Here is a 25,215-nt window from a genome sequence, read left to right as displayed (position 1 = left end):
TTGCCCGGCCGGACCGCGGGTCAGGAACGCGCGGCGATTTCTTCTGCTCCGGCGGCCATGAATTCCGCGATCCGCTCCCGCGGGGTCGCGTCACTGACGAGGGCCTCACCGACGAGGACCGCGTTGGCGCCGTTCGCGGCGTAGTGCCGGACGTCATCGACGCCGCGCACACCCGATTCCGCGATGACAAGCGCGCCGGCGGGGATGCCGCCGGCGAGTTCGGCAAAGACGGAACGGTCGACGTCGAGCGTCTTAAGGTTGCGCACGTTGACGCCGATGATCCGGGCCCCGGCGGCAACCGCCCGTTCGATTTCTTCGGCCGTGTGCGTCTCGACGAGCACATTCATGCCGAGTTCGCGGCTGAGGGCGCTGAACTCGCGCAGCTGCGCGTCGGACAGCGACGCCACGATCAGCAGGATCAGGTCGGCCCCGTGTGCCCGGGCCTCCCAGATCTGGTACTCGTCGACCATGAAGTCCTTGCGCAGCAGCGGGATGTCCACGGCTGCCCGGACGGCGTCGAAGTCGGCGAGTGAACCGTTGAAGCGGCGCTGTTCGGTCAGAACGCTGATCGCGGCGGCGCCGCCGCCGGCATACTGCACGGCGAGGGAGGCGGGGTCCGCGATGCTGGCAAGATCGCCCTTGGAGGGGCTGCGGCGCTTGATTTCGGCGATGACCTTCAGCTGCCCGCGCGTTGCCGAGGCACCGCCCAGGGCGGTCCAGGCGTCGCGGGCCGGTGCAGCGGCGGCGGCGCGCTCCTTCAGTTCCGCGAGTGTAACGAGGCGCTGACGGGCCTCCATATCCTCCCTGACACCGGCATTGATGTCATCGAGAACAGTCATCCTTAGTGGCCGGAGTTCTTCAGCTTGCTGCCGCCCACACCGTAACCGACTTTACGCATGACGAAGCCGACGATCAGGCCGATCAGCAACACCACGGCGCCCGCGATGAAGATCGGGGTGTTGGCGATGACGAAGGCGATGGACATGATGAGCGCGCCGATCAGCATAACGAAGACCGTGGTCCAGGCTGCCGGGCTGTTGCCGTGGCCGGTCGGTTCGCGGTGATCGATGTCGTCGTAGGAGTAGCCGGTTCCGGCAGCGGGCTTGGGGGCGGAAACAGGGGCTTTGCTCATGGGAATCTCCTCAGGGTGAATACTGCTTACATTCTGCCATTTTTTGAAAGAGTTATTGGCCGGGTTACCGGCACCGTTCGTCACACGGTGACGATCGCGCCGGCGGCATCGGTTCAGGTGGGACCGGCTCAGGTGGGATCGTCACCGCGTGACAGACGGTCCCAGCTGTCAATCTCGTCCGGCGGGCCGGCCGGCGCCGCGGATCCGCCGGCGGCGTTTGCGGTTGCTGCGGTGTCGTATTTGGTGCGTGACTTCCAGAACCGGCCCGCGGGGATGACCAGCAGGGCGCTGAGTCCGAGCAGGGCGCCGGCCACGACGGCGAGGGCGGGGAAGACAGTGACGTCCACCTTCACGTCGCTGCCCGTGATCCCGGTGGCTGCGGCGATGGAGCCCTGGGCTGCGGCCAGCGGGTCCGCGATCACAACCGCGGCGGCGCTGATGATGCCGGCGGCGGCCAGCAGGATGAGAGCTGTGATGATCCAGCGGGCGAAGCGGCCGGCGATCGAGGCGGCCAGTCCGCCGGCGAGGGCCACCAGGGCCAGGGCCGTCACGGTGGTCGCGGCTTTGCTGCCCTGCACCTCCAGGCCGTCCTGGCTGTTGACGGCCGCCCCGAGCTGGGCCGGGTCGAGGTGCACGGTGAGCCAGGTCTGCGTCGTGGTGCCGAAGACGGCCAGGGCCAGTGCGGCGATGGCCAGGACCAGGGTGGATTTCCGCGCCCAGCGGGGAACGACGGGGCTGGTGCTCCTGACTGTGGTGCCGCTCATGACTGCGTGCCGGCGTCGGAGATGGACTCGGCCGTGATGTTGCGCAGCGACTGGGCGGTGTGGACGGCCCGCATCGGGGCGGCGGCCTTGTTGACGGTTTCGATCGCCTCGGTGGCGTTCACCGAGTCGGCCACGATCCCGCCGCCGGCCTGCACGTAGGCGCGCCCCTCCCGGAGCAGGGCCGAGCGGATGGCGATGGCCATGTCCATGTCCCCGGCGAAGTCGAGGTAGCCCACCACACCCCCGTAGATCCCGCGGCGGTGCGGTTCCAGCTCATCGAGCAGGCGCAGCGCGCGGGGCTTGGGGGCGCCGGACAGGGTTCCGGCCGGGAAGGTCGCCTTCAGCACGTCGTAGGCGGTGGCGGAGGGTGCCAGTTTGCCGACGACGGTGGAGACCAGGTGCATGATGTGGCTGAAGCGTTCGACTTCCATGAACTGGGTGACGTCGACGGAACCGGCCACGCAGACCTTGGAGAGGTCGTTGCGGGACAGATCCACAAGCATCAGGTGTTCGGCGCGTTCCTTCTCGTCCGCGAGAAGTTCCTCGGCCAGGGCCTTGTCCGCCTCGACCGTCTTGCCGCGCGGCCGGGAGCCGGCGATGGGGTGCGTGATGACTTCCTCGCCGGTCACGGTCACCAGCGCCTCCGGGGAGGAGCCGACGATCGAGTACTGCCGGCCGGCGGCGTCCTCGAGGCTGAAGATGTACATGTAGGGGCTGGGGTTGGTGTTCCGGAGCACCCGGTAGACGTCCAGCGGGTCCGCGCCGCATTCCATTTCGAAGCGCCGCGAGATGACCACCTGGAAGACCTCGCCGTCGACGATTGCTTCCTTGCTGCGGTCCAGGGCGGCGAGATAGTCCGTCTCCTTCCAGCGTTCCTGCACGCTGGAGGCGAAGTCCAGGGCGGCCGGATCGAGCACGGACACCGGCTGCTTCACGGGGGTGCTGACCTTGGCCAGCAGTGCCTTGACCCGGGCGACGGCGTCGTGCCAGGCCTCGTCGACCCGTTCGGAGCTGTTGTCGAAGTTGATCGCGTTGGCAATCAGCAGCACGGTGCCGTCCATGTTGTCGTGCACGGCCATGTCGGTGACGAGGTTAAGCGCCATTTCGGGCAGCTGCAGGTCGTCCTCCGGCGGGCTGGTCAGTTTTTCCCAGTGCCGGACGGTTTCCCAGCCGAGGAAGCCGACCAGCCCGGAGGTGAACGGCGGCAGGCCGTCGAAGCGGTCGGTGCGGAGGGCCTGGACGGTGTCGCGGATGGCATCCACCGGGCTGCCGCCCAGCGGCACCCCGACCGGCGGTTCGCCGAGCCAGTGGGCCTGGCCGTCCTTGGTGGTCAGGGTGGCCCGGGACCGGGCGCCGATGAAGGAGTAGCGGGACCACGAACCTCCGACGGCCGCGGATTCCATCAGGAAGGTGCCGGGCTGGCCGTGGGCAAGTTTGCGGTACAGCCCGATCGGGGTTTCGGCGTCCGCCAGCACCTTCAGCCGGACGGGGATAACACGGCTGTGGCCTGCGAGTTTCCGGAACTCCGCCAGGCCCGGGCTGATGATTCCAAGGTCCTGCATGGCTGTGATTTCCGCCTGTTCTTTCAGTGGTCCTGAAGGTTGAGTGTGCGGGGCCTCGCCCCGGTGCGGCGCCCGAAGGGGCCGGCAGGTGCGGGTCAGCCGGCCTGGCCGGTGACGACGTCGAGCCCGCGGCCGTCAAAGCAGGTCCGGGTCCCGGTGTGGCAGGCCGCGCCGACCTGGTCCACGCGGACCAGCAGCGCGTCGCCGTCGCAGTCCACCGCGAGCGACTTGACCCACTGCACGTGGCCGGACGTGTCGCCCTTGCGCCAATACTCCTGGCGGGAGCGGGAGTAGAAGGTCACCCGTCCGCTGGTCATGGTCCGGCTGAGGGCCTCGTCGTCCATCCAGCCCAGCATGAGCACCTCGTTGGTGTCGAACTGCTGCACGATCGCGGCGACCAGGCCGGCGCTGTCCCGCTTCAGGGCTCCGGCGAGGACCGCCGGCAGCGGGCTTGAGGGCGCGGCCGATCCGTTATCGGAGTTTCCGGTGACGGTGGTTGCACCGGCGGTGGTTCCACTGACAGTGCTCCCACTGACGGTGGATTCGCCGACGGCGGTCGCAGTGAAAGGGGCGGGGGCGGGCTGCTCAGACATCAGATCAAGTCTAGTGCCTCGCGGCGCGGCGCCGCCCAGCCGCCCGGCACCGCGCTTAACATCGGCGTCACCGGGCAGTGATTGGCTCCCGGAGGCCAGAACGGCGGCGGTTCGCGTGCCCGCGCGACGCTGTCTCGTGCTAGTTTCACAAGTGATGCATTTCGTCGATCCGTCCCGAGAAGTTCTGGCCGAAACCTTACTGGCGGCCGGTCCTGACTCCCCCACGCTCTGTAAGGGCTGGCTCACCCGGCACCTTGCTGCCCACCTGTACCTGCGCGAGCGTAAAGCCGCCGTCGGACTGGGTCTGCTGATCAAGCGTCTCGCCAAGGCCTCGGACCAGGCAACGGCCGAGCTGGCCGAGAAGCTCAGGACGCCGGAGGACTACAACAAGCTGGTCAACGCCTTCCGCGCCGGCCCGTCGGCGTTTTCCCCGATGAAGATCAAGGCCCTGGACGAAAGCGCCAACCTGATCGAATACTTTGTCCACACCGAGGACGTCCGCCGCGCCGGAGACCGCTGGGCTCCGCGCGCCTTGGACGAAGCCTATTCGGACGCCCTGTGGGATGAGCTGGTCAAGCGCGCGGCCATCCTTTACCGCGGCGTGGACCTCGGGATCGTGCTGGTACGCCCCTCCGGCCCCCGGCACGTCGCCAAACGCGCTCCGGTGTCCGTGGCGATCGTCGGTGAGCCGGGCGAACTGCTGATGCACGCCCATGGCCGCACCCGCCACGCGCTCGTGACCTTCGAAGGCCAGCCGGACGCCGTCGCGCTCCTGCAGTCAGCCGAAGTCGGGCTCTAAGCCCTTCTCGGCACAACCCAGCAGCGCCCCCACCCAACCAACGCGGGGTCACTTCGCGCCCAAAATCCCCGGCGGGATGGGCGCGATGTGACTCCGCGTTGGTTTATGTGGGCTAGCGGACTTCGAAGCCTGCTTCGCGGATCGCGGCCTTGACCTGCGCAATCATGTCCAGCGGGCCGAAGTGGAAAACGGAGGCTGCGAGGACCGCGTCGGCGCCTGCAGCCACGGCCGGCGGGAAATGCTCCGGCTTGCCGGCGCCGCCGGAGGCGATGAGCGGAACCTTGACCGCGGCCCGCGCCAGGCGGATCAGTTCCAGGTCAAAGCCGTCCTTGGTTCCGTCGGCGTCGATCGAGTTCAGCAGGATTTCCCCGACACCCCGGTCGGCCGCCTCGCGGGCCCAGGCGATGGCGTCGATCCCGGTGCCCTGGCGGCCGCCATGCGTGGTGACCTCGAAGCCGGAGGCGGTGGGCTCCGAGCCCGGACGGGTCCGGCGGGCATCGAGCGAAAGCACCAGCACCTGGGACCCGAAATGCCGGGTGATCTCGTCGATCACCCCGGGACGGGCGACGGCGGCGGTGTTGATCGCTGCCTTGTCCGCGCCGCAGCGCAGGAGCCGGTCCACCTCGGCCACGCCGCGGACGCCGCCGCCCACGGTCAGCGGGATGAAGACTTCCTCGGCGGTGCGGCGGACGACGTCGAACGTGGTTTCCCGGTTGCCCGAGGACGCCGTGACGTCAAGGAACGTCAGCTCGTCGGCGCCGCCGTTGTCGTAGCGGTGCGCCAGTTCGACGGGGTCCCCGGCGTCGCGGAGCCCTTCGAAGTTGATGCCCTTGACCACACGGCCGGCGTCAACGTCCAGGCACGGGATAACGCGGACGGCTATTGCCATGATTTCTCCTGGTATTCGCGCACGGACGGTTCACTGCCGCCGGGTCAGATGCGGCAGGCGTGGATGGTGCTGACCAGGATGGCGCGGGCGCCCAGGTCGTACAGCTCGTCCATGATCCGGTTGGTCTGCTTCTTCGGCACCATCGAGCGGACGGCAACCCAGTCCGAATCGCGCAGCGGCGAGACGGTGGGCGACTCCAGTCCGGGGGTCAGGGTCGCGGCCTGCTCCACGAGTTCCTTGCGGATGTCGTAGTCCATCATCACGTACTGGTGCGCCACGAGGACGCCCTGCAGGCGGCGGATCAGGACGTCGGCGGCCGGGTTCCGCTCGCCCTTGCGGCCGATCAGGACGGCTTCGGAGTGCAGGATGGGCTGGCCGAAGATCTCCATCCCGGCGGCCTTCAGGGTGTTGCCGGTTTCGACGACGTCGGCGATCGCGTCCGCGACGCCGAGGCGCACGGAGGATTCGACGGCGCCGTCGAGGCGGACCACCTTGGCCTTGATGCCGCGCTCGGCGAGGTAGCCGCGGAGCAGTCCGTCGTAGCTGGTGGCGAGGCGCTTGCCGTCGAGCTGTTCAACCGCGCTGAAGTCGCCCACCGGCCCGGCGAATCGGAAGGTGGAGGCGGCGAAGCCCAGCGGGAGCAGTTCTTCGGCTTCGACCTCGGCGTCGAGGAGCAGGTCGCGGCCGGTGATGCCGACGTCGAGCGTGCCCTGGCCGACGTAGACGGCGATGTCGCGGGGGCGGAGGAAGAAGAATTCTATGTCATTGTCCGGGTCCAGCATGACCAGCTCGCGGGTGTCGCGGCGCTGGCGGTAGCCGGCTTCGGCGAGCATGGCGGAAGCGGCTTCGGACAGGGATCCCTTGTTCGGGACGGCAACTCTCAGCATTGGGAGGTCTTTCTAGGTCGGGACGAAGTCCGTTCAGAAACAGTCCGTTCGGGAACAGTCGGTTCTGACACTGTTTGTCCAAGATCAGTCGGTTCAAGAACAGTCGGTTCAGGCACAGCGGGCCACGCTGGACACCGGAATTCGCAAGGCAGGGCCGGGCGGGTTCCGGTGCGGACGTGGCTAGAGATGCTTGTAGACGTCTTCCAGGCTGAGTCCTTTGGCGAGCATCAGAACCTGCAGGTGATAGAGCAGCTGCGAGATTTCCTCGGCGGCGGCTTCATCGGATTCATACTCGGCAGCCATCCAGACCTCGGCTGCTTCCTCCACGACTTTCTTGCCGATGCCGTGGACTCCGGAATCCAGTTCGGCGACGGTGCGGGAGCCTTCCGGACGGACGGCTGCCTTCTCACTCAGTTCTGCGAACAGCGATTCGAAATTCTTCACACCCTCCAGCCTACTGGCTTGCGGGCGGAGGTCCCCTGCCGGGCCGCTGCATGACGACAGGGATGTGAGCGATTACACAGTCCACGGCACCGGCCGCACCCCCGTCCGGGGTGCGGCGGGCCATTGTTGTTGGCTAGCTGAACTGCTTGAGCGTCACCGCGGTGGCGAGGGCGGCGGTGACGGCCTCGTGGCCCTTGTCCTCGGTGGAGCCCGGGAGCCCGGCCCGGTCGATGCCCTGCTGCTCCGTGTCACAGGTGAGCACGCCGAAGCCGACCGGGACGCCGGTGCGTACCGAAACCTCGGTCAGGCCCAGCGTGGCCGCCTCGCAGACATACTCGAAGTGCGGGGTTCCGCCGCGGATCACGACGCCGAGCGCCACAACCGCGTCGAAGTGCGGCGCCAGCCGGGCGGCGGCGACGGGGAGCTCAAACGCACCGGGGACGCGGAGCACGGTGGCCTCGCTGATGCCGGCGTCCTTGGCAGCGCGCAGGGCGCCGTCCAGCAGCCCGTCCATGATCTGCGTGTGCCAGCTCGCGGCAACGATGGCCAGCTTCAGCTGGGAGGTCTCCTCCGGTTTGAAAGTGCTGAGGTCAATCTGTGGTGCGCCGTGTCCGCTCATCTGGGAATCCTTGTTCTGTTCAGTCGTTGGGTGCTCTGATGCCAGGCAAGGGCCGGCCACCGGACGGTGGCCGGCCTCAAACCCGGGGTGGAAAGTCAGCCTTGTTCGTGGTCGAAACCGCCCGGACCGGCTGCCGGCGCTGCCGGCTCCATGTCCAGGACCAGCCGGTGGTCCATCCGGTCTTTCTTGGTCTGCAGGTAGCGGATGTTCTGCTCCCGGGACGGAACCTCGGTGGGCACCATCTCCACCACGCGGACGCCGGCCTGGGCCAGCCGGTCCTGCTTGTCCGGGTTGTTGCTCAGCAGCCGGACCTCGTGCAGGCCCATATCCGCGAGGATCTGGGCGGCGGCCTTGTAGCAGCGGGCATCGACGGGAAGGCCGAGCTGTTCGTTGGCCTCCACGGTGTCGAAGCCGGCTTCCTGCAGCGCATAGGCCTTCATCTTGTTCGCCAGGCCGATCCCCCGGCCCTCCTGGCCGCGCAGGTACAGCAGGGTCCCGCCAAATTCGTTGATCATCTCCAGGGCGTAGGCCAGCTGCTCACCGCAGTCGCAGCGGTAGGAGCCGAACACGTCTCCGGTCAGGCACTCCGAATGCAGGCGGACCAGCGGTGCCATCCCGTCAACCGGGGGCAGCGGTGAGCTGACCGCCAGGTGCTCGGCACCGGTGGCCAGATCGGTCCAGGCCTGGGCCAGGAATTCACCGAAGGCGGTGGGCAACTGGACGATCGGGCCGGCGCTGACCGGGTGCGGCTGGCGTCCGGCCGTCTGCTGTTCTCGTGCTTCCGACGTCGTCATCGTTTCTCCTCCATCACAGGGGGTCGATTGCGTGGCCGGCAGCTTGCCCGGCCTCAAGGTAGGCCACAAGGTCCGCAATCGAGATCAGCGGGCAGCCGTGCTCGAGGGCGAAGCCGCGCAGTCCGTCCAGGCGCATCATTTCTCCGTTGTCGTACACCACTTCCGCGATTACACCGACGGGTTCGAGTCCGGCCAGCTGGCAGAGTTCCACGGCTGCCTCGGTGTGGCCGGGACGTTCCCGCACTCCACCCTTAACGGCGCGGAGCGGAAAAACATGCCCGGGACGGGTCAGCGCCGCCGGCTGGCTCCCGGGATCGGCCAGGATCCGGGCCGTCAGGGCCCGGTCGGTGGCGGAAATTCCGGTGCTGACGCCCACGGCGGCGTCGCAGGAGACCGTGTAGGCGGTGCCTTTGGCATCCTCGTTAATTTCGACCATCGGCGGCAGCGCGAGGGCGTCGGCCCGGTCGGCGTCGAGCGGTACGCAGATCACGCCGGAGCTGTACCGGATGGTCCAGCCCATCAGGGCGGGCGTGGCGTGCTGTGCGGCGAAGATGATGTCGCCTTCGTTTTCGCGGTCCTCGTTGTCGACCACCAGGACGGGACGTCCGGCGGCCATGGCCCGGACGGCGTCTTCAATCAGGTCGAGACCTGCCGGCGGGATGACCTGCCCGGGCGCAAGCCCGGCGGGCAGGACGGCATCGGTAAGAAAGGGCTGCCGGGCAGGGATGTCCTTGACGTTGTTCACGCTGTTGCCCCCTCCGCGCGTACTGCTGCTCCGACGGCTCCGGTGCCTGAAAATGCGAGCAGGCGCTCAGTGTACTTCGCCAGGACGTCGACTTCGAGGTTTACGTGGCTGCCGATGGATTTCGCGCCCAGTCCGGTGTCGGCGAGGGTCGTGGGGATCAGCCCCACCTCGAACCAGGGCGCCGGTTCGGCGGCCGGGCTCGCGGCGGTCACGGTCAGCGAAACGCCGTCGACGGCGATGGACCCCTTCTCGGCGATGTAGCGCGCCAGCCCGGCGGGAACGCCGAAGCGGAGCCGGTCCCAGTTGCCCAGCGCCTCGCGCTCAAGCAGCCGCCCGACGCCGTCGACGTGGCCCTGGACGACATGTCCGTCGAGCCGGCCGCTGGCCGGTACGCAGCGCTCCAGGTTGACGGGGTCCCCGGCCGTGAGTTCGCCGATGGTGCTGCGGGTGAGGGTCTCGCCCATCACGTCGACGCTGAAGTCCCGGCCGTCGATCTCGGTGGCCGTGAGGCAGACGCCGTTGACGGCGATGGAGCCGCCGAGGGCCAGTCCCTCGGTGCTGCCGGGTGCGTGCAGCCGGACGGTGGCGCTGATGTCGCCGTTGCGTTCAACGGACAACACCTTTCCCTGTTCGGCGATTATTCCGGTGAACATCAGTTGCCTCCTGCGGCGGTGTCCGCGCCTGTGCGGAACGGGGTTGAGTCGGATGTGGTGCTGACGGCGGCGGCCTGCGGTGCGGAGTTCGCGGCTGGCCGGGCGGGGCTCAGGTGCAGCCGCAGGTCGCGGCCCAGCAGCTGGACGGCCCCGCCGGAGGCGGTGTCCCATTCCCAGTGCTGGGCGTCGGCCAGGGTGGTAATGCCGAGGTCTTCAAGGGCCGGGGTTCCGGAGCCAAGGAGTGTCGGGGCGAGGTAGACGATGAGTTCGTCCACGAGCCCGGCGGCCAGGAAGGCGCTGAGGATGCGGGAGCCGCCTTCCACCATAAGATGGCGGACCCCGGCGGTGAACAGCTGGTCCAGTGCTTCGCGCGGATCCCGGGTGGGCAGATGGAGGACCTTGCCGTCGTCGCCGTTGATCGCGGCGCCCTCCGGAATTCCCCGGTAGCCCATCACGACGCGCAGGGGCTGCCGGCCGGCGGGTTCCCCGTCCGCGCCGCGGGCAGTCAGGCGCGGATTGTCCACCAGGACGGTCTGGGTTCCGACCAGGATGGCGTCGATCCTGCCGCGCAGGGCGTGGTTGTCGGCGAGCGATTCCGGGCTGGAGATCCACTGGCTGGTTCCGTCGCTGGCGGCAATGCGGCTGTCGAGGGTCTGCGCGATATGCAGCGTGGCGAACGGCCGCAGGGCCGCTACGGCGTCGAACCATCGCCCGTTCAGCTCCAGCGCGGCCTGCGCGCCGAGTCCGGACCGGACGCGGACTCCCGCGGCACGCAGTGTTGCCGCGCCGCCGGCGGCGGGGTCGTGCGGATCATCGATCGCGTAGACGACGTCCGTGATCCCGGCCTCGATGATCGCCTGGGCGCAGGGCCCGGTGCGGCCGCAGTGGTTGCACGGCTCCAGCGTGACCACCATGGTGGTGCCCCGGAGGTCGTGGCCGGCGGCCTTTGCCTGGTCTATCGCATCGGCTTCCGCGTGCGCGGTCCCGGCGCCGCGGTGGTGGCCCGTTACCAGCGGGGCTCCATCCGAGGTGATGATGACGGCGCCCACCAGCGGGTTCGCGCCCCGGGGGCCCTGCAGGGCTGCGGCCAGCGCCGCGTCCATGGCGGCGGCCTCGGCCGCGCTGAAGCCGGCCAGGGCCAGCGCCTCGGCGCCGTCCGTCGTGTGGGTGGAGTGTAGGAGGCTCATCAACCTGCCACCGGGTTTCCGAAAACCGCAGTGTGGGTGAAGAGCCATCGCAGAGAGTACATGTGTGTGTCGTTCCTTCCCTCAAAAGCCGCGATGGCTCCGGGGGTATACGACAGCGAACTTCCGCGGCGCCGGTGGCGCCGCAGTAACAGCTGTACGTGCTTCTCTCATCCAGACTTTAACTGTCGGTACCGGAATTTCACCGGTTCAACCGTCTGCCGGCATCCTCCCAGGGGAAGCGCCGGCTCGCGGGTCGCGGACTGTAACCGCCGGTTCGGACTTACACCGACCCCGGAGCACGTATGTGTCTTGCTATTCTGGCACAACCCCCGGGTCGCTTCGGGTATTCCCGCCTGCAGGATGTTACGGAGTGCGTCATTTTCGGCGCGGGCTCCGTCACCCCGCTCGGCCGGCGGGGGCCCGCCGGCGTCTTTCGGCGAAGACTCCGTCACCCCTCCCGGTTGGCGGGGCAGGATGGTGCCGCGGCGGTGCCCCGGTACTGCTAGCGGCGCCCGGACGCGCGGAGCCGCTCGATCGCCTCGGCCGGATCGTCGGCACCGTAGACGGCAGAGCCGGCCACAAACACGTTGGCTCCGGCTTCCGCAGCACGCCAGATCGTGTCCTCGGTGATGCCGCCGTCGACCTGCAGCGCCACGTCCAGACCGGACGCGTCGATCGCTGCCCGGGCCCGGCGGATCTTGGGCAGCGTGAGGTCGAGGAATTCCTGGCCGCCAAAGCCTGGTTCCACGGTCATGATCAGCAGCATGTCGATTTCGCTGAGCATGTCCAGGAAGGGTTCCACCGCGCTGCCCGGACGGAGCGCCAGGCCCGCCTTGGCACCGCGGGCCCGCAGCTCGCGGGCGAGCTTGATCGGCGCGATTGACGCCTCGGCATGGAACGTCACGGAGGCGACCCCCGCGTCGGCGTAGGCCGGCGCCCAGCGGTCCGCGTGCTCGATCATCAGGTGGGCGTCCAACGGCACTGGGCTGATCTCCTGCAGTCGCGAAACCACCGGCAACCCCAGCGACAGGTTCGGGACGAAGTGGTTGTCCATCACATCGACGTGTACCGCATCAGCGTTGCTGATCCTGCGCAGCTCGGCTTCGAGGTTGGCGAAGTCGGCGGAGAGAATGCTCGGGTTGATACAGCACTTGGCCATGTGGAATTCCTTGTCGTTCTGCTGGGATGTCCGGTTGAGGCGGGGCTTCTGGCCCCAGTATTCCCTGTATCAGGCCTTTTTGCGGATCAGGGCCAGGAACATCGCGTCGGTCCGGTGCACATGCGGCCAGAGCTGGGCGGTGAGCTCGTGTCCGGCGTCGAGGTGCCCGGTGAGGCTGACGCTGTCCAGCGCCGCGCCGGCGTCGAGCAGTTCAAGGTCGTCGCGTTTGCGCAGCACATCGCTCACGACGGCGGTCGTCTCGGCCGGGTGCGGCGAGCACGTCACGTAGGCCACGACGCCGCCGGGCTTGACCGCGGCCAGCGCGGATTTCAGCAGTTCGCGCTGCAGCGGTCCGAGGTCCGTCAGGTCCTTGGGGGTCCGGCGCCAGCGCGATTCCGGGCGGCGGCGCAGCGCGCCGAGTCCGGTGCAGGGCGCATCGACGAGAACGCGGTCGAAGCTTTCCGGCATTTCGGTGCCGACGTCGCGGCCGTCGCCGGTCCGCACATGCCAGACCTCGTGGGGCACGGCGGCAAGGGCCTGCCGGACCAGCTTGGCGCGGTGCGGCGCGGGTTCGTTGGCCAGCAGCGTGGCGCCCTGCTCCCGCGCGAGCGCGCCGAGCAGGGCCGCCTTTCCGCCCGGGCCGGCGCACATGTCCAGCCAGCGTTCAGCAGGCTGGACATGTCCCCCGCCGGGGATGCCGGCACCGGTGCCGCCGCCGTAGCCGAGGTCCACGGCGGCCATGGCGCGCGCCACGAGCTGCGATCCGACGTCCTGGACCCGGGTGGTGCCTTCGCGGACGGAGGCGAGCCGGCCGAGGTCTCCGCCGCTGGACAGGGCCGAGCCCACGACGAGTTCGCCGGGGGTGGCACCGCCTTCGAGGGCCTCATCCAGGCTGCCCAGCCCGGGCAGGGCCACGAGGTTGACCACCGGTGCGGCGTTGTCCGCCTCGAGGAGGTCACTGATTTCGCTGACCGGGCGGCCGTGGGCCACGAGGGACTGCCGGAGCGCCCGGACAATCCACTCCGGGTGGGCGTAGCGGATGGCGGCCTTTTTGGTCTCGTCCGTCTCGTCGCTGAGCAGCAGGTCCAGCCACTCCTCAAGGGTATGGGCCGACACCTTGCGCAGCACGGCGTTGATCAGCGCCGACGGCCCGGCGCCAATGACAGCACGGGCCAGGCCCACGGTCTGGTCCAGGGCGGCGTGGGCGGGGACGCGCATGGCCAGCAGCTGATGGGTGCCGATCCGGAGGGCATCCAGGACAGCCGGGTCCAGCTGGTCCAGCGGCCGGTCCACGCAGCGGGCGAGGACCGCGTCATAGGTGCCCTGTCCGCGCAGCGCACCATAGCTCAGCTCCGTGGCGAAGCCGGCGTCCCGTTTGTCGAGGTTATGGTGCCGGATCCGGGCGGGCAGCACCAGGTTGGCGTAGGCGTCGTCGGCGGCGACAGCGCGCAGCACTTCGAAGGCGACAAGCCGGGCCGGATCGGCACGGCGGGTGCGCTGGGACGGGGCGTTCTCGGTGAAGCCGCGCTGCGGACCGCGGTTGCGTTCCCGGCCCTGAGCGTTCCGCTGGCTGCCGTCACGGCCGCGCTGGCCGCCCGGGCCGCCGCTGGAACCAGACCCCTGGCCGGCTCCGCGCTGGCCGCCTGATCCGCCGCGCTGGGGGCCGTTGCCGCGGCCGCTGCCGCTCCCGGACTCACTCATTCGAATACCACGCTTTCCCGTGTTGCCTGTCCGCGCGCCCAGTCAGCGGCGGTCATCATCTTCTTGCCCGAAGGCTGGATCCGGGTGAGTTCCACCGGGTGGGAGCCGGTACCGACCAGCACGCTCTTGCCCACCAGGGCCAGCTGCCCCGGCGTCAGGGCCGGATCCCCCGGCGTCAGGGCCGGATCCCCCGGCGTCAGGGCCGGATCCCCTGGCCGCATGATCACCGGCTCCAGCTTGATCCGCTGGCCGTCGAGCATGGTCCAGGCGCCGGGTTCGGGGGTGACGCCGCGGGCCCGCCGTCCGATCGCCAGTGCGGGCTGCCGCCAGTCGAGCCGGCCGTCGTCGAGGGTGAGTTTGGGGGCGAGACTGACCTCGCCCTGCTGCGGCACCGCAGCGGCCCGGTCGGCGTCGACCGCGGACAGCGTCTGGGTCAGCAGCACGGCGCCGCTGTGGGAGAGCCGCTCGAGCAGGGCCCCGGCGGTGTCGTCGGGCCGGACGGCTTCGGTCAGCGTGCCGAACACCGGCCCGGTGTCCAGCCCTTCCTCCAGCAGGAAGGTGACCGCCCCGGTGACGTCGTCGCCGGCGATGAGGGACCGCTGCACGGGGGCCGCGCCGCGCCAGGCCGGCAGCAGGGAGAAGTGCAGGTTGATCCAGCCATGCCGGGGAATGTCCAGGGCGGCCCGCGGGATGAGCCCGCCGTAGGCCACGATGGCCGCGACGTCGGGGGCGGCAGCCGCAATCTGCGCGGTCACCTCTGCGTTGACCTTGGCCGCGTGGATGATCCTGATGCCCAACTCCGCGGCGCGGGCGGCAACCGGCGACGGCGTCAGCACGCGTTTGCGGCCAAGCGGCGCGTCCGGGCGGGTGAGGACGGCAACGACGTCGAAGCCGGCCGCGACGAGCGCGTCCAGCGACGGCACGGCAACTGCCGGGGTCCCCGCGAAGAGTACCTTCACTGGGAGTTACCGAAGGATCCGAAGCTTCCGGAACCCGCGGCTCCGTTGCCGAAGCTGCTGCCCACGGTCCGGGCGCGCTTCGCCGTCGTCTGCTCGGTTATGGAGTCGTAGTTGGCGTTCCGGATGGCCCGCAGCGCGGCCTTCCGGTCGTCGCCCTCCAGCCGGTCGGTGAAGAGGATGCCGTCAAGGTGGTCAGTTTCGTGCTGGAATGCCCGCGCCAGCATGCCTTCGCCCTCGACCATGACGGGGTTGCCGTGCAGGTCGACGCCGGTGACGCGGGTGTGCCGGTGGCGGCGGACCGGGAAGCCGAGCCCGGGGATGGAGAGGCAGCCCTCGACTTCATCGGGCTGGAAGTCATCACTGTTTTCGAGCACCGGGTTGATGATGTGTCCCTCGACGCCGCGGATACGGTACGTGAAGACTCGCTGGCTGACGCCGACCTGGGGCGCGGCCAGGCCTGCGCCGTCCACATCCTCCATGGTTTCGGTCATGTCAGCTACAAGCTTCGCCAGCTCAGGCCCGAATTCCGTCACGGGATCGGCAACTGTGCGCAGCACAGGATCCCCGATGATGCGGATATTCAAAACGGCCATGTGCAATCTGTCCTTACAGTGGGCGACGACGGGATCCAGTCCAGTTTAGTTGCACTCCGGTCCTGCTCCCGGACGGCTGCGATGATTCGGTTTCAGCGGACCACCGAAAAGTGTCGGAGGCCACTGAAAGACTGTGTTCATGGAAATCTTCAGGGATTTCATTCCTTTCCAGGACACGGGCCGGAGCCCAGAATCCGGTGTCGGGATCGGTGCCGGGCACGCCAGCGGGGCCGGGCGGTCCAGGGTGGAGGGCGCCCTGGCGCTGCTGCGGGATGCGGCGGCGACGGCGGTCGGGGACGCTGCTCTGCAGCCGCCACCACCACGTGATCCACAAGGAGCAATGGACCATCCAGCTCCAAAACGGCATCCCCTGGTTCATCCCGCCGCCACACATCGACCCGCGCCAAAAACCCGGACGCAACTCCTACTTCCACCCCACCGACGTATCGGCCCAGCCCGGCATACAGGCCTGGCTGTAGCCGTCGCTGTACCTGCGGGCCGTGAAGTCGGGGACCTGGGCGAGCAGCGTGCTGCCGGAGGGAGTAGTTCCGTAGAAAAGCCGTCAGCCGCAGAGCCAGGCTTTATTGCTCCGCTGCATGCAGTATGGGCTGATGGCCCGCAAAGAAGTCTTTACGTTTTCACTCGAAGTTGAACTTGATGATGTCGAGGCGGCTCAGCAGTTCAATGAACTGTGGGAGAGCCGGAACGGTGTCGTTGATGGACCGGAAGTTTCACCTCCGGATGAGCGGGAGCTGGCTTCAAGGGCATCCGCAAGACTCGTTGCCCAGGCGTTTACTTCCCAGCGCCAGGAAACCGGCCTCACCCTGCGCTCGCTAAGAGTCTTGGACTAATACCGGTCCGGACCTGGAGCGTGCATTTGCCGCCATGGAGATCCTTCCGTGCCAGCGTGACCAACGGCTGGCGGCGTCTCAGCGTGTGAGTGGCGGCGGAGCCAGCGGGAGCAGGGCCGTTCCGGCGGCCGTGGTGTCCGCGGACATTTCCCAAACGCGCCGCAGCGCGCAGAACTTCCACCAGTGGTGCTTCAGGACCTCGGGGTTGGCCCGAAGCGGTCGTACCTCGGTCTCCCCGATCGCAACCGCCAGCAGGATCGGGGAGTCACCGTGCTGCCAGGCCTCCCACTCCCCTGCCACCGGATCCACCAGGCTTTCCTCAGCCTTCATGCCGGCCACAAGCTGCATAACGACTTTGTCATCCAAAGGTTTGACGGTGCCGTCACGGCTGGTGCCCTTGGTCTTGTAGTCAATGAGGCACGTCCGGCCATTGATCCTGGCGACAAGGTCCAGAGTGCCGGCATATCCAACCGTCTTATTCCAGACCGTGATTTCCGGAGCAATCGGCTCCACCTGGAAGAGTTCCCACCACTCGTCGAAGCGGGCCGCAAAGGCCTCTTCCCCATTCGCGGCGAGGGCCTCACGGGTTTCCTTCATCCCGTGCGGACGACCGAGAGCGCGCAGGGCAACCTGCTCGCAGTAGTTGTGCACGCGGTCCCCGCGCATTGCGGCGTCGTCCCGGTACGTCTCGGCGGCCTTGGCGGCACGGCTCACCGCCTGGCGGACCTTGGCCGGACTCCCCAGGATGCCGGGCAGCGTCGGGTCCTGGGCAAGACTGTTGGCGCCCATATACCCGAACCAGCCGTCCAGACCGTGCGGTTGCTGACCGATCACGTTGGTGATGGACGGTACGGAGAATTGCTCGGACGTGGAGCGCGCGTACATCCGGCCATAGTCCGTGGCGTGAGCAAGAAGTGGGGCGGTCATAGGAAAACTCTTTCACGGGGGTCTGACAGTGCTGCAAACAAGAATGGTCCGCCCCGCTCTGGGAGCGGAACGGACCAGCGACTGGGTGGGCGATACTGGGTTCGAACCAGTGACCTCTTCGGTGTGAACGAAGCGCGCTACCACTGCGCCAATCGCCCCAATGCCATTGAATGCTAGCCCACCCCGGCGGAATTCAGAAATCGGAGCCCTGCGTTGCGCCGGTGGACCCCAGGTATGTCGTCCGGCGAGGGCGGACGACGGCCCGACAGTTTTCCGCGCCACCCGGTTTCAGCCAAAAAATTGTCCGCGAATTACAACGCTGTAATTAGCCGCAACCCCTAGAACTCAGGGATGCAGCGGCGCCGGCGGCCGGCGTCGTCGTCTCGATTTGTAAGTTCCTTGAACCTCCTATAGAGTTCTTACTCGTTGGAACGCGAGGAAATGCCGATTGCGGCGGGGAATTGCGGGCAATACTGCGGACGTAGCTCAGCTGGTAGAGCACCACCTTGCCAAGGTGGATGTCGCGAGTTCGAATCTCGTCGTCCGCTCGCAGGACACTGTCACGGTATGGTTCTCCGGAATCCTATCTACACGGTGGGTTGGCCGAGAGGCGAGGCAGCGGCCTGCAAAGCCGTTTACACGGGTTCGAATCCCGTACCCACCTCGGTTAATACCCTGGCATCCGGTCTCGATCGGATGCAAGGGGCGATTGGCGCAGCGGTAGCGCGCTTCCCTGACACGGAAGAGGTCACTGGTTCGATCCCAGTATCGCCCACCAGAGCAAGGCAACTTGCTTGATGCAGCACCACCGGCCCAGCCGGCATGGACTAAAATGCGGACGTAGCTCAGCTGGTAGAGCACCACCTTGCCAAGGTGGATGTCGCGAGTTCGAATCTCGTCGTCCGCTCTCTTCATTACAACTCCACTCCGGATCCTTCCGGTTGCGGGCGATTGGCGCAGCGGTAGCGCGCTTCCCTGACACGGAAGAGGTCACTGGTTCGATCCCAGTATCGCCCACCACAAGAGCAGCTCCCCGGAGCTGCTTTTTTTGCGCCCTCGCGCTAACCCACCCCTCGTCCTTGGTCAACGGGCTTGGTCAACCGGCTTGGCCAACCGCCACCGGGACTGCTCCGAGGTGTCCGCTTCGCGGGAGCAGGAGCCGGGTCTTTGGACCCTTGCTCCGCGCCTAAGAACTTCTTTTACCCTGTGGGCGTACACCCTTGGCACCCCCGTGGCGTCCCGCTAGGGTAGAAAGTGCTAGGAGCGATCTGGCTCCGCGACCGAAGGGAGGTGCCCGTGGGTTTAATTGACGATCTAAAGGGCAAGGCTCAGCAAATCATTGGTGGCAACGAACAAGCCATCAAGGATGGAATCGAAAAGGCCGGCGACTTCGTCGACTCTAAGACCGGCGGAAAGCACGCCGACAAGATCGATTCCGTGCAGCGGGGCGCTTCCGACTTCGTGGACAAGGCGAACGCCCGGCCGAACACGGCCCCCGTCGCCGATGAGACTCCCGCTGCCGGTGAACCCCCCGTAACCGGGGAACCCCGCCAGCCAGGCCTCTGACCCAGATACGTCAGCGAGGTGCCGGTCCCGCCGAGAGGCGGCGCCGGCACCTCCGGCGTTTAACGGCATCTTTCGCCGCCGGCACCTGGCAGCAGCTGGCTGTTGAGCCGAACGGCACTTAACGAAGCAACGCGGGGTCAGTTTCAGCCCATCCGATGCATCAGGATGGGCTGAAACTGACCCCGCGTTGCTAAAGGTGGTGTCAGGAGGGTTCGTGGTTCTGACCCTCGCGGGCCAGGGCGGTGAGCCGCGAAACGGCGCGGAAGTACTTCTTCATGTAGCCGCCGGTCATCATTTCCTCGGTGAACAGCTGGTCGAACGGCACGCCGCTGGCCAGAATCGGCACGTCCTTGTCGTACAGCCGGTCCGCAAGCACCACGAAACGCAGTGCGACTGCCTGCTCGGTGATGGTGTGGACGTTCTTCCAGACGACGCCTTCGATGCCGTCCAGCATCTGCCGGTACCGGCTCGGGTGGACACCGGCCAGGTGGTTGATCAGCGTGCTGAACTCGTCGCGGGCCACCGTTTTGCCGTGGAACTCGTTCTGCATGTGGTGCGTCAGCTGCTCGTTCGGGAGCGGCTGCGGCGCGGCCGGCAGGCCACGGTGGCGGAAGTCCTCGCCGTCGATCCGGACGACGTCGAACTGGTCCGCCAGCACCTGGATTTCACGGGCGAAGTCGACGGCGGCGAAGCGTCCGTCGCCGAGCGACCCCGGCAGGGTGTTGGAGGTAGCCGCGAGCTTGACGCCGGCGTCGGCCAGTTCGCGCATGAGCCGGGACATCAGCACAGTGTCGCCCGGATCATCCAGCTCGAATTCATCAATGCAGACCAGCTTGTAGTGACTCAGCGCCTCGACCGTCTTGCGGAAGGAAAGCGCCCCGACCAGGTTCGTGTATTCCACGAACGTGCCGAAGGCCTTGGGCCCGGGGGCGGCGTGCCACAGCGAGGCGAGCAGGTGGGTCTTGCCGACGCCGAAGCCGCCGTCGAGGTAGATCCCGGCGCGGGACGTGTCCTTCTTGCCGAAGAGTCGCTTGAAGAGCCCGTCGCCGTCGCGGGCTCCGACGTTGGCCGCGAACCCCTCCAGCGCCCTGACCGCGTGTGCCTGGCTGGGCTGGGACGGATCCGGCCGGTAGCTGGAAAACGAAACCTCACCGAAGCGCGGCGACGGATAAAAACCGTTGAGGAGTTCATCCACTGAAACTGCCGGGGTGCGGGCGGTGAGCTGTTCGATCTGTACCAAGGTGGTCCGTTCTGCTGGTCTCTTGTCCCCAGACAGAATACCGGCAATGCGCGGACAGCTTGTCGGCAGGGCGGGACGGGTGGACAAGCACGTGACGAAGGCCATATTTCCGAGTGTGAACCCGGTGGAGCAATCCCGGCGGGGCGTGGCTAGGGTTGAACAAGACCCGGCGCCGCGTTTGAACCCTCGACGGCCCGGTCCCTGACCGTTCCAGTGAAAGGCCACCACCATGCCCTACCCCGTTGAGCAGAATGAGAAGTTCGCCGCCTACGCCCACCCCGAGCGGCTCGTGTCCACCGAATGGCTGGCTGCCGCGATCGACTCCGGCGCCCTCCAGAACGGCAAACTCGTGGTCGTCGAATCCGACGAGGACGTGCTGCTCTACGAGACCGGCCACATTCCCGGCGCGGTGAAGGTCGACTGGCACACGGACCTGAACGAGGAGATCACCCGCGACTACGTCGACGGCGCTGCCTTTGCCGCCCTCGCTGCGGCCAAGGGAATCTCCCGCGACAGCACCGTGGTCATCTACGGCGACAAATCAAACTGGTGGGCTGCGTACGCCCTCTGGGTCTTCGAGCTCTTCGGCCACGAGGACGTCCGGCTGCTCGACGGCGGCCGGGACAAGTGGATCGCAGAAGGCCGCGCGGTCACCACGGACCGGACCGTCACCAGCCCCGGCGAGTACCCCGTCGTCGAGCGCAACGACGCCCCGATCCGCGCTTTCAAGGAAGATGTGCTGGCCCACTTCGGCAAGCCGCTGATCGATGTCCGCTCGACCGAGGAATACACCGGCCAGCGCACCCACATGCCCGCCTACCCGGAGGAAGGCACCCTGCGCGGCGGACACATCCCCACCGCCGCCTCCATCCCCTGGGCCCGGGCGGCCGCCGAAGACGGAACCTACCGGTCCCGACCCGAACTCGAGGCGCTGTACCTGGACGAGGCCGGGCTGAAGGCAGGCGACGACGTCGTGGCGTACTGCCGCATCGGGGAACGGTCCAGCCACACCTGGTTCGCGCTCAAGTACCTGCTCGGCTTCGACTCGGTCCGGAACTACGACGGATCCTGGACCGAATGGGGAAATGCCGTCCGCGCCCCGATCGCCAAGGGCATCGAACGCGGCACGGTGCCGGCGACCAAGTAGCAACCGGCGCAGCGACCGGCGCCACCGGACGCCGATCGGGACACAATCGCCGCGCGTGCGTAAGCTGGAAGAGATGAATACTTCTGCCCTCCCCACCGCACTGGCGGAAATTGTTGATGACTTCCAGGCCGTCACGGAACCCGAACGGCTCCAACTGCTGCTCGAGTTCTCCCGTGAACTGCCGGAACTCCCGGACCGGCTCAAGGACCACCCGGAGCTCATGGAGCAGGTGGTGGAGTGCCAATCGCCGCTGTTCCTGGCGATTGAAACGGAACCGTCCGACGGCGGCGCGGCGGACAGCGTGCGGCTCTACTTCAAGGCGCCGCCCGAAGCCCCCACCACCCGCGGGTTCGCGAGTGTGCTGCACGAAGGCCTCGACGGGTTAAGCCCGGCCGAAATCCTGGCCGTCCCGGACGACATGCCGGAGCTGCTGGGCCTGACCCGGGCCATCACGCCGTTGCGGATGCGCGGGATGACAGCGATGCTGGGCCGGATCAAGCGCAAGGTTGCTGCCCTCCCGCAGCAGTCCTGACCGCCCGCCGGGCACCTGGCTGAGCAGACCACCGGATAAACCGGACAAAGGGTAACCGGACAATATGGCACGCAAACAGGCGTCACAGGGAACCCCGGCCACCGCGGTATTGGCGGCCGCCGGGGTTCCCTTCGTTACCCACCCCTACAGCCACGACCCGTCGGCTGCCAGCTACGGGCTGGAAGCGGCGGAGGTGCTCGGCGTCGATCCCGCCCGGGTGTTCAAAACCCTGATGGTCGACGTCGACGGGCGCCTCGCCGTCGGCGTCGTGCCGGTGAGCGGGAATCTGGACCTCAAGGCGATGGCGGCCGCGCTGGGCGGCAAGAAGGCCGCGATGGCCGACCCGGCAGCGGCCGAGCGCCGCACCGGCTATGTGCTGGGCGGCATTTCACCGCTGGGACAGCGGCAGCACTCCCCCACCGTTGTGGACGACAGCGCCCTGGGCCTGGCCACGATCCTGGTCTCGGGCGGGCGGCGCGGGCTGGACATCGAGTTAAGCCCGGCCGAACTGATCCGGCTCACCGGAGCGCAGACAGCGAGGATCGGCACCAGCCGGAACTAGTCCGTGCTCTCCCCCGGGCTGGGCTCGGCCGCGGGCGGCTGGTCCGGATTCGGCTGGTCCGGATTCGGCTTGCCGGGATTCGGGCGGGGCGCGAGCTGCTGCCCCAGCCAGGCTGTGACCAGCCGCTCCCAGCGCTCCGGGTCCACGTTCCATTCCTTGGTGTGCCGGGCGGTCTCAAACGTTTCGAAGGTGACCATCTCCGGGTTCTTCTCGGCCAGCGCAGCGGACGGGCCATAGGGGACGTACTCGTCGTCGACACTGTGGATGATCAGGGTCGGTGTCCGCAGTTCCACCGCCCGGGAAACCCAGTCCATCGCTTTGAGGTCCACGGGCGCGGCGAGGCCGGTCAGCCGCCGGCCCACCTTGTGGCTCATCATGAGCTGCCCGTAGCGGCCCACTGCTGAGGGAATCCGGTTGAGCTCGGCGTGGTGGGCCAGCACGTTCACCCAGTTGATGACCGGGGCGTCCAGCACCATGGCCCGGATGAGGGGGTGATAGCGGGACAGGTCGGCGGTCTGGAGGCAGATCGCCCCGCCCATGGACCAGCCGAAAAGCACCACTTCACTGGCGCCGTGCTCGAGGGCAAAAGCGATGGCCGCCTCGACGTCGCGCCATTCGGTGGAGCCCAGGCCATAGCGTCCGTCCTGCGCCGAGGGCGCCAGCCCGTCATTCCGGTAGGAGATCAGCAGGCTGGACATGCCCAGTTCCCGGGACGTTCGGACCGCCCGCAGGCATTCCTGCCGGCTCGCTCCGCGGCCGTGCACCATGATTGCCCAGATGCCGGACTCCTGCGGGGCACGGACCAGCCAAGCCGGCGCCGTTCCGCCGTCGACCTCGATCTCGACGTCTTCCGAGGGCAGGCCAATGCTGGCCGGGTCCGGGTGCGCCGCTCCGCTCCAGTAGCCGCGGCGGGCCGTGCTGAGGTCGCCGCTGTAAACGGCCTCGACTTCGCGCTGCACCGTGCGCTCCCCGGGCGCGTAGGACACGATCCGGCCGATCCGGGCGTGGCCCCGGCCGCCGTCGAAGAAGAAACCGTAGACGCCCTCCACCGTGGACTCGGGTGTGGCCGAAAGGATGATCTGCAGCCCTTGACCGTCCCGGATGACGGCGAGGACCTCCTGGTCCTCCTCCCTGACCCGGGAAGGAGTGATCACGCGGCGGGCGAAATAGAGGGCCAGGGCGGAGGAGCCGCCGGCCAGCAGGCCGGCCGCGGCGCTGCCGCCGATGATGCCGCCGAGGGCCCACTTGGCGCTGCCCTTGACCGAGACGTCGCTCGCGGAAGCGGCAACTTCGGCGGCGAGCGCCGCGGCCGCGCGGGCGGCCTTTCCACGGGAGGTGGAGAGCCGGTGCGGGTCCGGCAGGAGGCGCGGGGAGGATGCCATGGCACCATTCTTACCGAACTACCCGCCGACCGTGGCATCCGTAGCCGTCAGGGATCCCGGAAACGGTTCCTTAGTGCCGGCCCCAAGCCGTCGGCAAGGCAGGTCAGAAAGAAACAGGAAGGACAACAACGCGGCGACAGGCGTGCCCCGACGCCCGAATCCGTGCGGGCGGAACGGCGCACGACTAGGCTGGGGGCATGAGTGATCCAATCGTCATTTTGACAGAAGAGCCCCTGGGTGCGGACGACCGCGTCAACATCGAAACCCTGCTTGCCGGGGGTGATGCACCGCTGGTGGTCCTTGTTCCGGCCAGCACGGAACGGCACCTCCTGGTCGATTTCCTGGAGAACCTCTCCCTGCTGGAAATCTCCAAAGCCTTCCGTGAACTGACGGCACACGCCGACCCCGCCGAAGAACGCGCGGAGGCCGCCGAGACCCTGTCCGCCTCGCTGGCCGCCCTCGCCGGACTCGGCGGCGGCGTCACGGGCGAAATCGTCGAGGGCAAGGCCGTCGACGGAATGGTGACCAGAGTCAAGGAACTCGGTGCCGGGCAGGCGGTGGTGATCACCCGCCCGCACGCCGTGGCGGACACTTTCCACACTGACTGGGCCACCAAGGCCCAGGACAAACTGGGCCTGCCGGTCCTGCATCTGTACGCCGGATCGGGATTTATCGGGGACTCCTGAGCGTTATCGAGACTATGAGCATCTTTAGTAACAGGCCCAAAGTTTCCCCCGTCACGGTCCCCGGTACCGAGAGTACGGCCGGCCCCGCCGCCGGAAGCGTCTCCGGACCGGAGGGAGGGGCGCCCGCGGCCAAGACCGATGAACAGTGGCGCCAGGAACTGACGCCGGAGGAGTACCGTGTGCTCCGCCAGGCGGGTACCGAGCGGCCCTACACCGGCGAATACTGGGACACCCATACCGCTGGTGTCTATCAGTGCCGCGCGTGTGGCACCGAACTGTTTACCAGCCAGGAGAAGTTCGATTCTCACTGCGGCTGGCCCTCCTTCTGGGCCCCGCTGGCGGAGGGCACGGTCCGGTACATCCACGACCGTACGCTGGGTATGGAACGCGTCGAAGTCCGCTGCGCCACCTGCGATTCGCATCTTGGCCACGTCTTCGAAGGCGAAGGCTACGGAACGCCCACCGACCAGCGTTTCTGCATCAATTCCGTTTCACTCAAGCTGGTCTCCGCGGACGAGTCCGGCCAGTAGCCGCACGCTCGCGGGCAGCCGACCGGGCAGCGGCCGTCGACCCGCCACCGCCGGGGACCCCCGCCGGAGCCGCAACAGCGGCGCGGCGGGGGTCTTTTGCCGCCCCGTGGGGTGGCCGGACGTCCGGTAACCGCCGCACCACCCAGACCTGGTCCGCCAGCGCACCCCGTCCGCCGCTGGACCTGAGCCGGGCCGCACGGCCCACTTGCCACAGACTTTCTTATGCTCAGGCCAATTTTGCATTAGGGATTCTGTTTGCTTGCTACGCTCGGCATAGAAGCTGACGAGCCACGCTCCCAGTAAACAGAAAGG

The 25,215-nt window shown here is 67.8% G+C and carries 28 protein-coding genes, 6 tRNA genes, 1 pseudogene and 1 riboswitch; of the genes and pseudogenes, 14 read left to right on the top strand and 21 right to left on the bottom strand.

The genetic code is table 11. The features are described from left to right. Nucleotides 1-20: 20 nt before the first annotated feature. The 5 genes from trpC to hisI form a co-directional block, all read right to left on the bottom strand. Nucleotides 21-839, bottom strand: a complete 819-nt coding sequence (gene trpC, locus AC50YM_RS08675) for an indole-3-glycerol phosphate synthase TrpC (RefSeq protein ID WP_494956555.1) — start codon at nucleotides 837-839, stop codon at nucleotides 21-23. A gap of 2 nt (nucleotides 840-841) precedes the next feature. After that, complete coding sequence (locus tag AC50YM_RS08670; protein ID WP_494956554.1) at nucleotides 842-1,132, bottom strand: HGxxPAAW family protein; 291 nt, start codon at nucleotides 1,130-1,132, stop codon at nucleotides 842-844. 128 nt (nucleotides 1,133-1,260) lie between these two features. Next, nucleotides 1,261-1,896 (bottom strand): Trp biosynthesis-associated membrane protein, encoded by a 636-nt coding sequence (locus AC50YM_RS08665; protein ID WP_494956553.1) that lies wholly within the window; start codon nucleotides 1,894-1,896, stop codon nucleotides 1,261-1,263. Beyond that, complete coding sequence (locus tag AC50YM_RS08660) at nucleotides 1,893-3,458, bottom strand: anthranilate synthase component I (RefSeq protein ID WP_494956552.1); 1,566 nt, start codon at nucleotides 3,456-3,458, stop codon at nucleotides 1,893-1,895. Before AC50YM_RS08660 ends, AC50YM_RS08665 begins: the two co-directional genes overlap by 4 nt. Nucleotides 3,459-3,553: 95 nt before the next feature. Then, a complete protein-coding gene (hisI, locus tag AC50YM_RS08655) occupies nucleotides 3,554-4,051 on the bottom strand; it encodes a phosphoribosyl-AMP cyclohydrolase (RefSeq protein ID WP_494956551.1) in 498 nt (165 codons plus the stop codon). A 154-nt stretch (nucleotides 4,052-4,205) separates the two neighbouring features. Between hisI and AC50YM_RS08650 the strand changes: the two genes are divergently transcribed. Continuing rightward, a complete protein-coding gene (locus AC50YM_RS08650; RefSeq protein ID WP_494956550.1) occupies nucleotides 4,206-4,850 on the top strand; it encodes a TIGR03085 family metal-binding protein in 645 nt (214 codons plus the stop codon). A gap of 112 nt (nucleotides 4,851-4,962) precedes the next feature. On the opposite strand, the gene hisF is transcribed toward AC50YM_RS08650, so the two are convergent. From hisF to def, 12 genes are all read right to left on the bottom strand, one after another. Next, nucleotides 4,963-5,739: an imidazole glycerol phosphate synthase subunit HisF gene (gene hisF, locus AC50YM_RS08645; RefSeq protein WP_494956549.1), complete on the bottom strand. Its 777-nt coding sequence runs from the start codon at nucleotides 5,737-5,739 to the stop codon at nucleotides 4,963-4,965. Between the two features lie 44 nt (nucleotides 5,740-5,783). After that, nucleotides 5,784-6,626: an ATP phosphoribosyltransferase gene (gene hisG, locus AC50YM_RS08640; protein ID WP_494956548.1), complete on the bottom strand. Its 843-nt coding sequence runs from the start codon at nucleotides 6,624-6,626 to the stop codon at nucleotides 5,784-5,786. A 180-nt stretch (nucleotides 6,627-6,806) separates the two neighbouring features. Continuing rightward, nucleotides 6,807-7,070: a phosphoribosyl-ATP diphosphatase gene (locus AC50YM_RS08635; RefSeq protein WP_024367461.1), complete on the bottom strand. Its 264-nt coding sequence runs from the start codon at nucleotides 7,068-7,070 to the stop codon at nucleotides 6,807-6,809. Nucleotides 7,071-7,203: 133 nt separating this feature from the next. Then, the gene (gene ribH / locus AC50YM_RS08630) at nucleotides 7,204-7,689 is read right to left on the bottom strand and encodes a 6,7-dimethyl-8-ribityllumazine synthase (RefSeq protein ID WP_494956547.1); all 486 of its coding nucleotides are present in this window, start codon (nucleotides 7,687-7,689) and stop codon (nucleotides 7,204-7,206) included. A 95-nt stretch (nucleotides 7,690-7,784) separates the two neighbouring features. Then, nucleotides 7,785-8,483, bottom strand: a complete 699-nt coding sequence (gene ribA / locus AC50YM_RS08625) for a GTP cyclohydrolase II (RefSeq protein WP_494956546.1) — start codon at nucleotides 8,481-8,483, stop codon at nucleotides 7,785-7,787. Nucleotides 8,484-8,496: 13 nt separating this feature from the next. After that, entirely contained in the window at nucleotides 8,497-9,174 is a 678-nt protein-coding gene (ribB, locus tag AC50YM_RS08620; protein WP_494956619.1) for a 3,4-dihydroxy-2-butanone-4-phosphate synthase, read from the bottom strand. 50 nt (nucleotides 9,175-9,224) lie between these two features. Then, nucleotides 9,225-9,881: a riboflavin synthase gene (locus AC50YM_RS08615; RefSeq protein WP_494956545.1), complete on the bottom strand. Its 657-nt coding sequence runs from the start codon at nucleotides 9,879-9,881 to the stop codon at nucleotides 9,225-9,227. Next, entirely contained in the window at nucleotides 9,881-11,068 is a 1,188-nt protein-coding gene (gene ribD, locus AC50YM_RS08610; RefSeq protein ID WP_494956544.1) for a bifunctional diaminohydroxyphosphoribosylaminopyrimidine deaminase/5-amino-6-(5-phosphoribosylamino)uracil reductase RibD, read from the bottom strand. The genes AC50YM_RS08615 and ribD overlap by 1 nt, the downstream gene beginning before the upstream one ends. A 154-nt stretch (nucleotides 11,069-11,222) precedes the next feature. Further along, nucleotides 11,223-11,372, bottom strand: a riboswitch (FMN riboswitch). Nucleotides 11,373-11,570: 198 nt separating this feature from the next. Further along, the gene (gene rpe, locus AC50YM_RS08605) at nucleotides 11,571-12,227 is read right to left on the bottom strand and encodes a ribulose-phosphate 3-epimerase (RefSeq protein WP_494956543.1); all 657 of its coding nucleotides are present in this window, start codon (nucleotides 12,225-12,227) and stop codon (nucleotides 11,571-11,573) included. A gap of 69 nt (nucleotides 12,228-12,296) precedes the next feature. Beyond that, nucleotides 12,297-13,928: an RsmB/NOP family class I SAM-dependent RNA methyltransferase gene (locus AC50YM_RS08600; protein WP_494956542.1), complete on the bottom strand. Its 1,632-nt coding sequence runs from the start codon at nucleotides 13,926-13,928 to the stop codon at nucleotides 12,297-12,299. After that, nucleotides 13,925-14,887 (bottom strand): methionyl-tRNA formyltransferase, encoded by a 963-nt coding sequence (fmt, locus tag AC50YM_RS08595; RefSeq protein WP_494956541.1) that lies wholly within the window; start codon nucleotides 14,885-14,887, stop codon nucleotides 13,925-13,927. Before fmt ends, AC50YM_RS08600 begins: the two co-directional genes overlap by 4 nt. Next, nucleotides 14,884-15,480 (bottom strand): peptide deformylase, encoded by a 597-nt coding sequence (gene def, locus AC50YM_RS08590; RefSeq protein WP_494956540.1) that lies wholly within the window; start codon nucleotides 15,478-15,480, stop codon nucleotides 14,884-14,886. Before def ends, fmt begins: the two co-directional genes overlap by 4 nt. Nucleotides 15,481-15,770: 290 nt before the next feature. Here def and AC50YM_RS08585 point away from each other — a divergent pair. Both AC50YM_RS08585 and AC50YM_RS08580 read left to right on the top strand, forming a co-directional pair. Beyond that, nucleotides 15,771-15,959 (top strand): annotated as a pseudogene (locus tag AC50YM_RS08585) (hypothetical protein); the annotation flags it as partial. 132 nt (nucleotides 15,960-16,091) lie between these two features. Beyond that, on the top strand, nucleotides 16,092-16,331 hold the full coding sequence (locus AC50YM_RS08580) for a hypothetical protein (RefSeq protein WP_494956539.1): 240 nt from the start codon (nucleotides 16,092-16,094) through the stop codon (nucleotides 16,329-16,331). A gap of 78 nt (nucleotides 16,332-16,409) precedes the next feature. On the opposite strand, the gene AC50YM_RS08575 is transcribed toward AC50YM_RS08580, so the two are convergent. Continuing rightward, nucleotides 16,410-17,258 (bottom strand): cytochrome, encoded by an 849-nt coding sequence (locus AC50YM_RS08575; RefSeq protein WP_494956538.1) that lies wholly within the window; start codon nucleotides 17,256-17,258, stop codon nucleotides 16,410-16,412. Between the two features lie 86 nt (nucleotides 17,259-17,344). Beyond that, a tRNA-Val gene (locus tag AC50YM_RS08570) sits at nucleotides 17,345-17,416 on the bottom strand. A gap of 317 nt (nucleotides 17,417-17,733) precedes the next feature. Here AC50YM_RS08570 and AC50YM_RS08565 point away from each other — a divergent pair. The 6 genes from AC50YM_RS08565 (at nucleotide 17,734) to AC50YM_RS08540 (ending at nucleotide 18,824) form a co-directional block, all read left to right on the top strand. Continuing rightward, nucleotides 17,734-17,806 (top strand) — tRNA-Gly (locus AC50YM_RS08565). Between the two features lie 45 nt (nucleotides 17,807-17,851). Further along, nucleotides 17,852-17,922: transfer RNA gene (locus AC50YM_RS08560), tRNA-Cys, on the top strand. A 39-nt stretch (nucleotides 17,923-17,961) separates the two neighbouring features. Further along, nucleotides 17,962-18,036 (top strand) — tRNA-Val (locus AC50YM_RS08555). Between the two features lie 56 nt (nucleotides 18,037-18,092). Beyond that, nucleotides 18,093-18,165: transfer RNA gene (locus tag AC50YM_RS08550), tRNA-Gly, on the top strand. 38 nt (nucleotides 18,166-18,203) lie between these two features. Then, a tRNA-Val gene (locus tag AC50YM_RS08545) sits at nucleotides 18,204-18,278 on the top strand. Nucleotides 18,279-18,554: 276 nt separating this feature from the next. Further along, nucleotides 18,555-18,824, top strand: a complete 270-nt coding sequence (locus AC50YM_RS08540; protein WP_494956537.1) for an antitoxin — start codon at nucleotides 18,555-18,557, stop codon at nucleotides 18,822-18,824. 202 nt (nucleotides 18,825-19,026) lie between these two features. Here AC50YM_RS08540 and zapE read toward each other — a convergent pair whose 3' ends face one another. Beyond that, on the bottom strand, nucleotides 19,027-20,064 hold the full coding sequence (gene zapE / locus AC50YM_RS08535; RefSeq protein WP_494956536.1) for a cell division protein ZapE: 1,038 nt from the start codon (nucleotides 20,062-20,064) through the stop codon (nucleotides 19,027-19,029). A gap of 229 nt (nucleotides 20,065-20,293) precedes the next feature. Here zapE and AC50YM_RS08530 point away from each other — a divergent pair, with 229 nt between their 5' ends. From AC50YM_RS08530 to ybaK, 3 genes are all read left to right on the top strand, one after another. Continuing rightward, complete coding sequence (locus tag AC50YM_RS08530) at nucleotides 20,294-21,211, top strand: sulfurtransferase (RefSeq protein WP_494956535.1); 918 nt, start codon at nucleotides 20,294-20,296, stop codon at nucleotides 21,209-21,211. A gap of 73 nt (nucleotides 21,212-21,284) precedes the next feature. Then, nucleotides 21,285-21,743 (top strand): SufE family protein, encoded by a 459-nt coding sequence (locus tag AC50YM_RS08525; RefSeq protein ID WP_494956534.1) that lies wholly within the window; start codon nucleotides 21,285-21,287, stop codon nucleotides 21,741-21,743. Between the two features lie 64 nt (nucleotides 21,744-21,807). Continuing rightward, a complete protein-coding gene (gene ybaK / locus AC50YM_RS08520; protein ID WP_494956533.1) occupies nucleotides 21,808-22,305 on the top strand; it encodes a Cys-tRNA(Pro) deacylase in 498 nt (165 codons plus the stop codon). On the opposite strand, the gene AC50YM_RS08515 is transcribed toward ybaK, so the two are convergent. Next, entirely contained in the window at nucleotides 22,302-23,687 is a 1,386-nt protein-coding gene (locus tag AC50YM_RS08515) for an alpha/beta hydrolase family protein (RefSeq protein ID WP_494956532.1), read from the bottom strand. The genes ybaK and AC50YM_RS08515 overlap by 4 nt on opposite strands. A 197-nt stretch (nucleotides 23,688-23,884) precedes the next feature. Here AC50YM_RS08515 and AC50YM_RS08510 point away from each other — a divergent pair, with 197 nt between their 5' ends. Further along, the gene (locus AC50YM_RS08510; RefSeq protein ID WP_494956531.1) at nucleotides 23,885-24,373 is read left to right on the top strand and encodes a hypothetical protein; all 489 of its coding nucleotides are present in this window, start codon (nucleotides 23,885-23,887) and stop codon (nucleotides 24,371-24,373) included. 14 nt (nucleotides 24,374-24,387) lie between these two features. Continuing rightward, on the top strand, nucleotides 24,388-24,903 hold the full coding sequence (msrB, locus tag AC50YM_RS08505; RefSeq protein ID WP_494956530.1) for a peptide-methionine (R)-S-oxide reductase MsrB: 516 nt from the start codon (nucleotides 24,388-24,390) through the stop codon (nucleotides 24,901-24,903). Nucleotides 24,904-25,215 lie beyond the last annotated feature (312 nt).

The sequence above is a fragment of the Pseudarthrobacter sp. RHLT1-30-1 genome, from assembly GCF_059383415.1.
The sequence above is the reverse complement of the archived record's forward strand: the minus strand, read 5'-3'. Positions and strand labels throughout refer to the sequence as shown.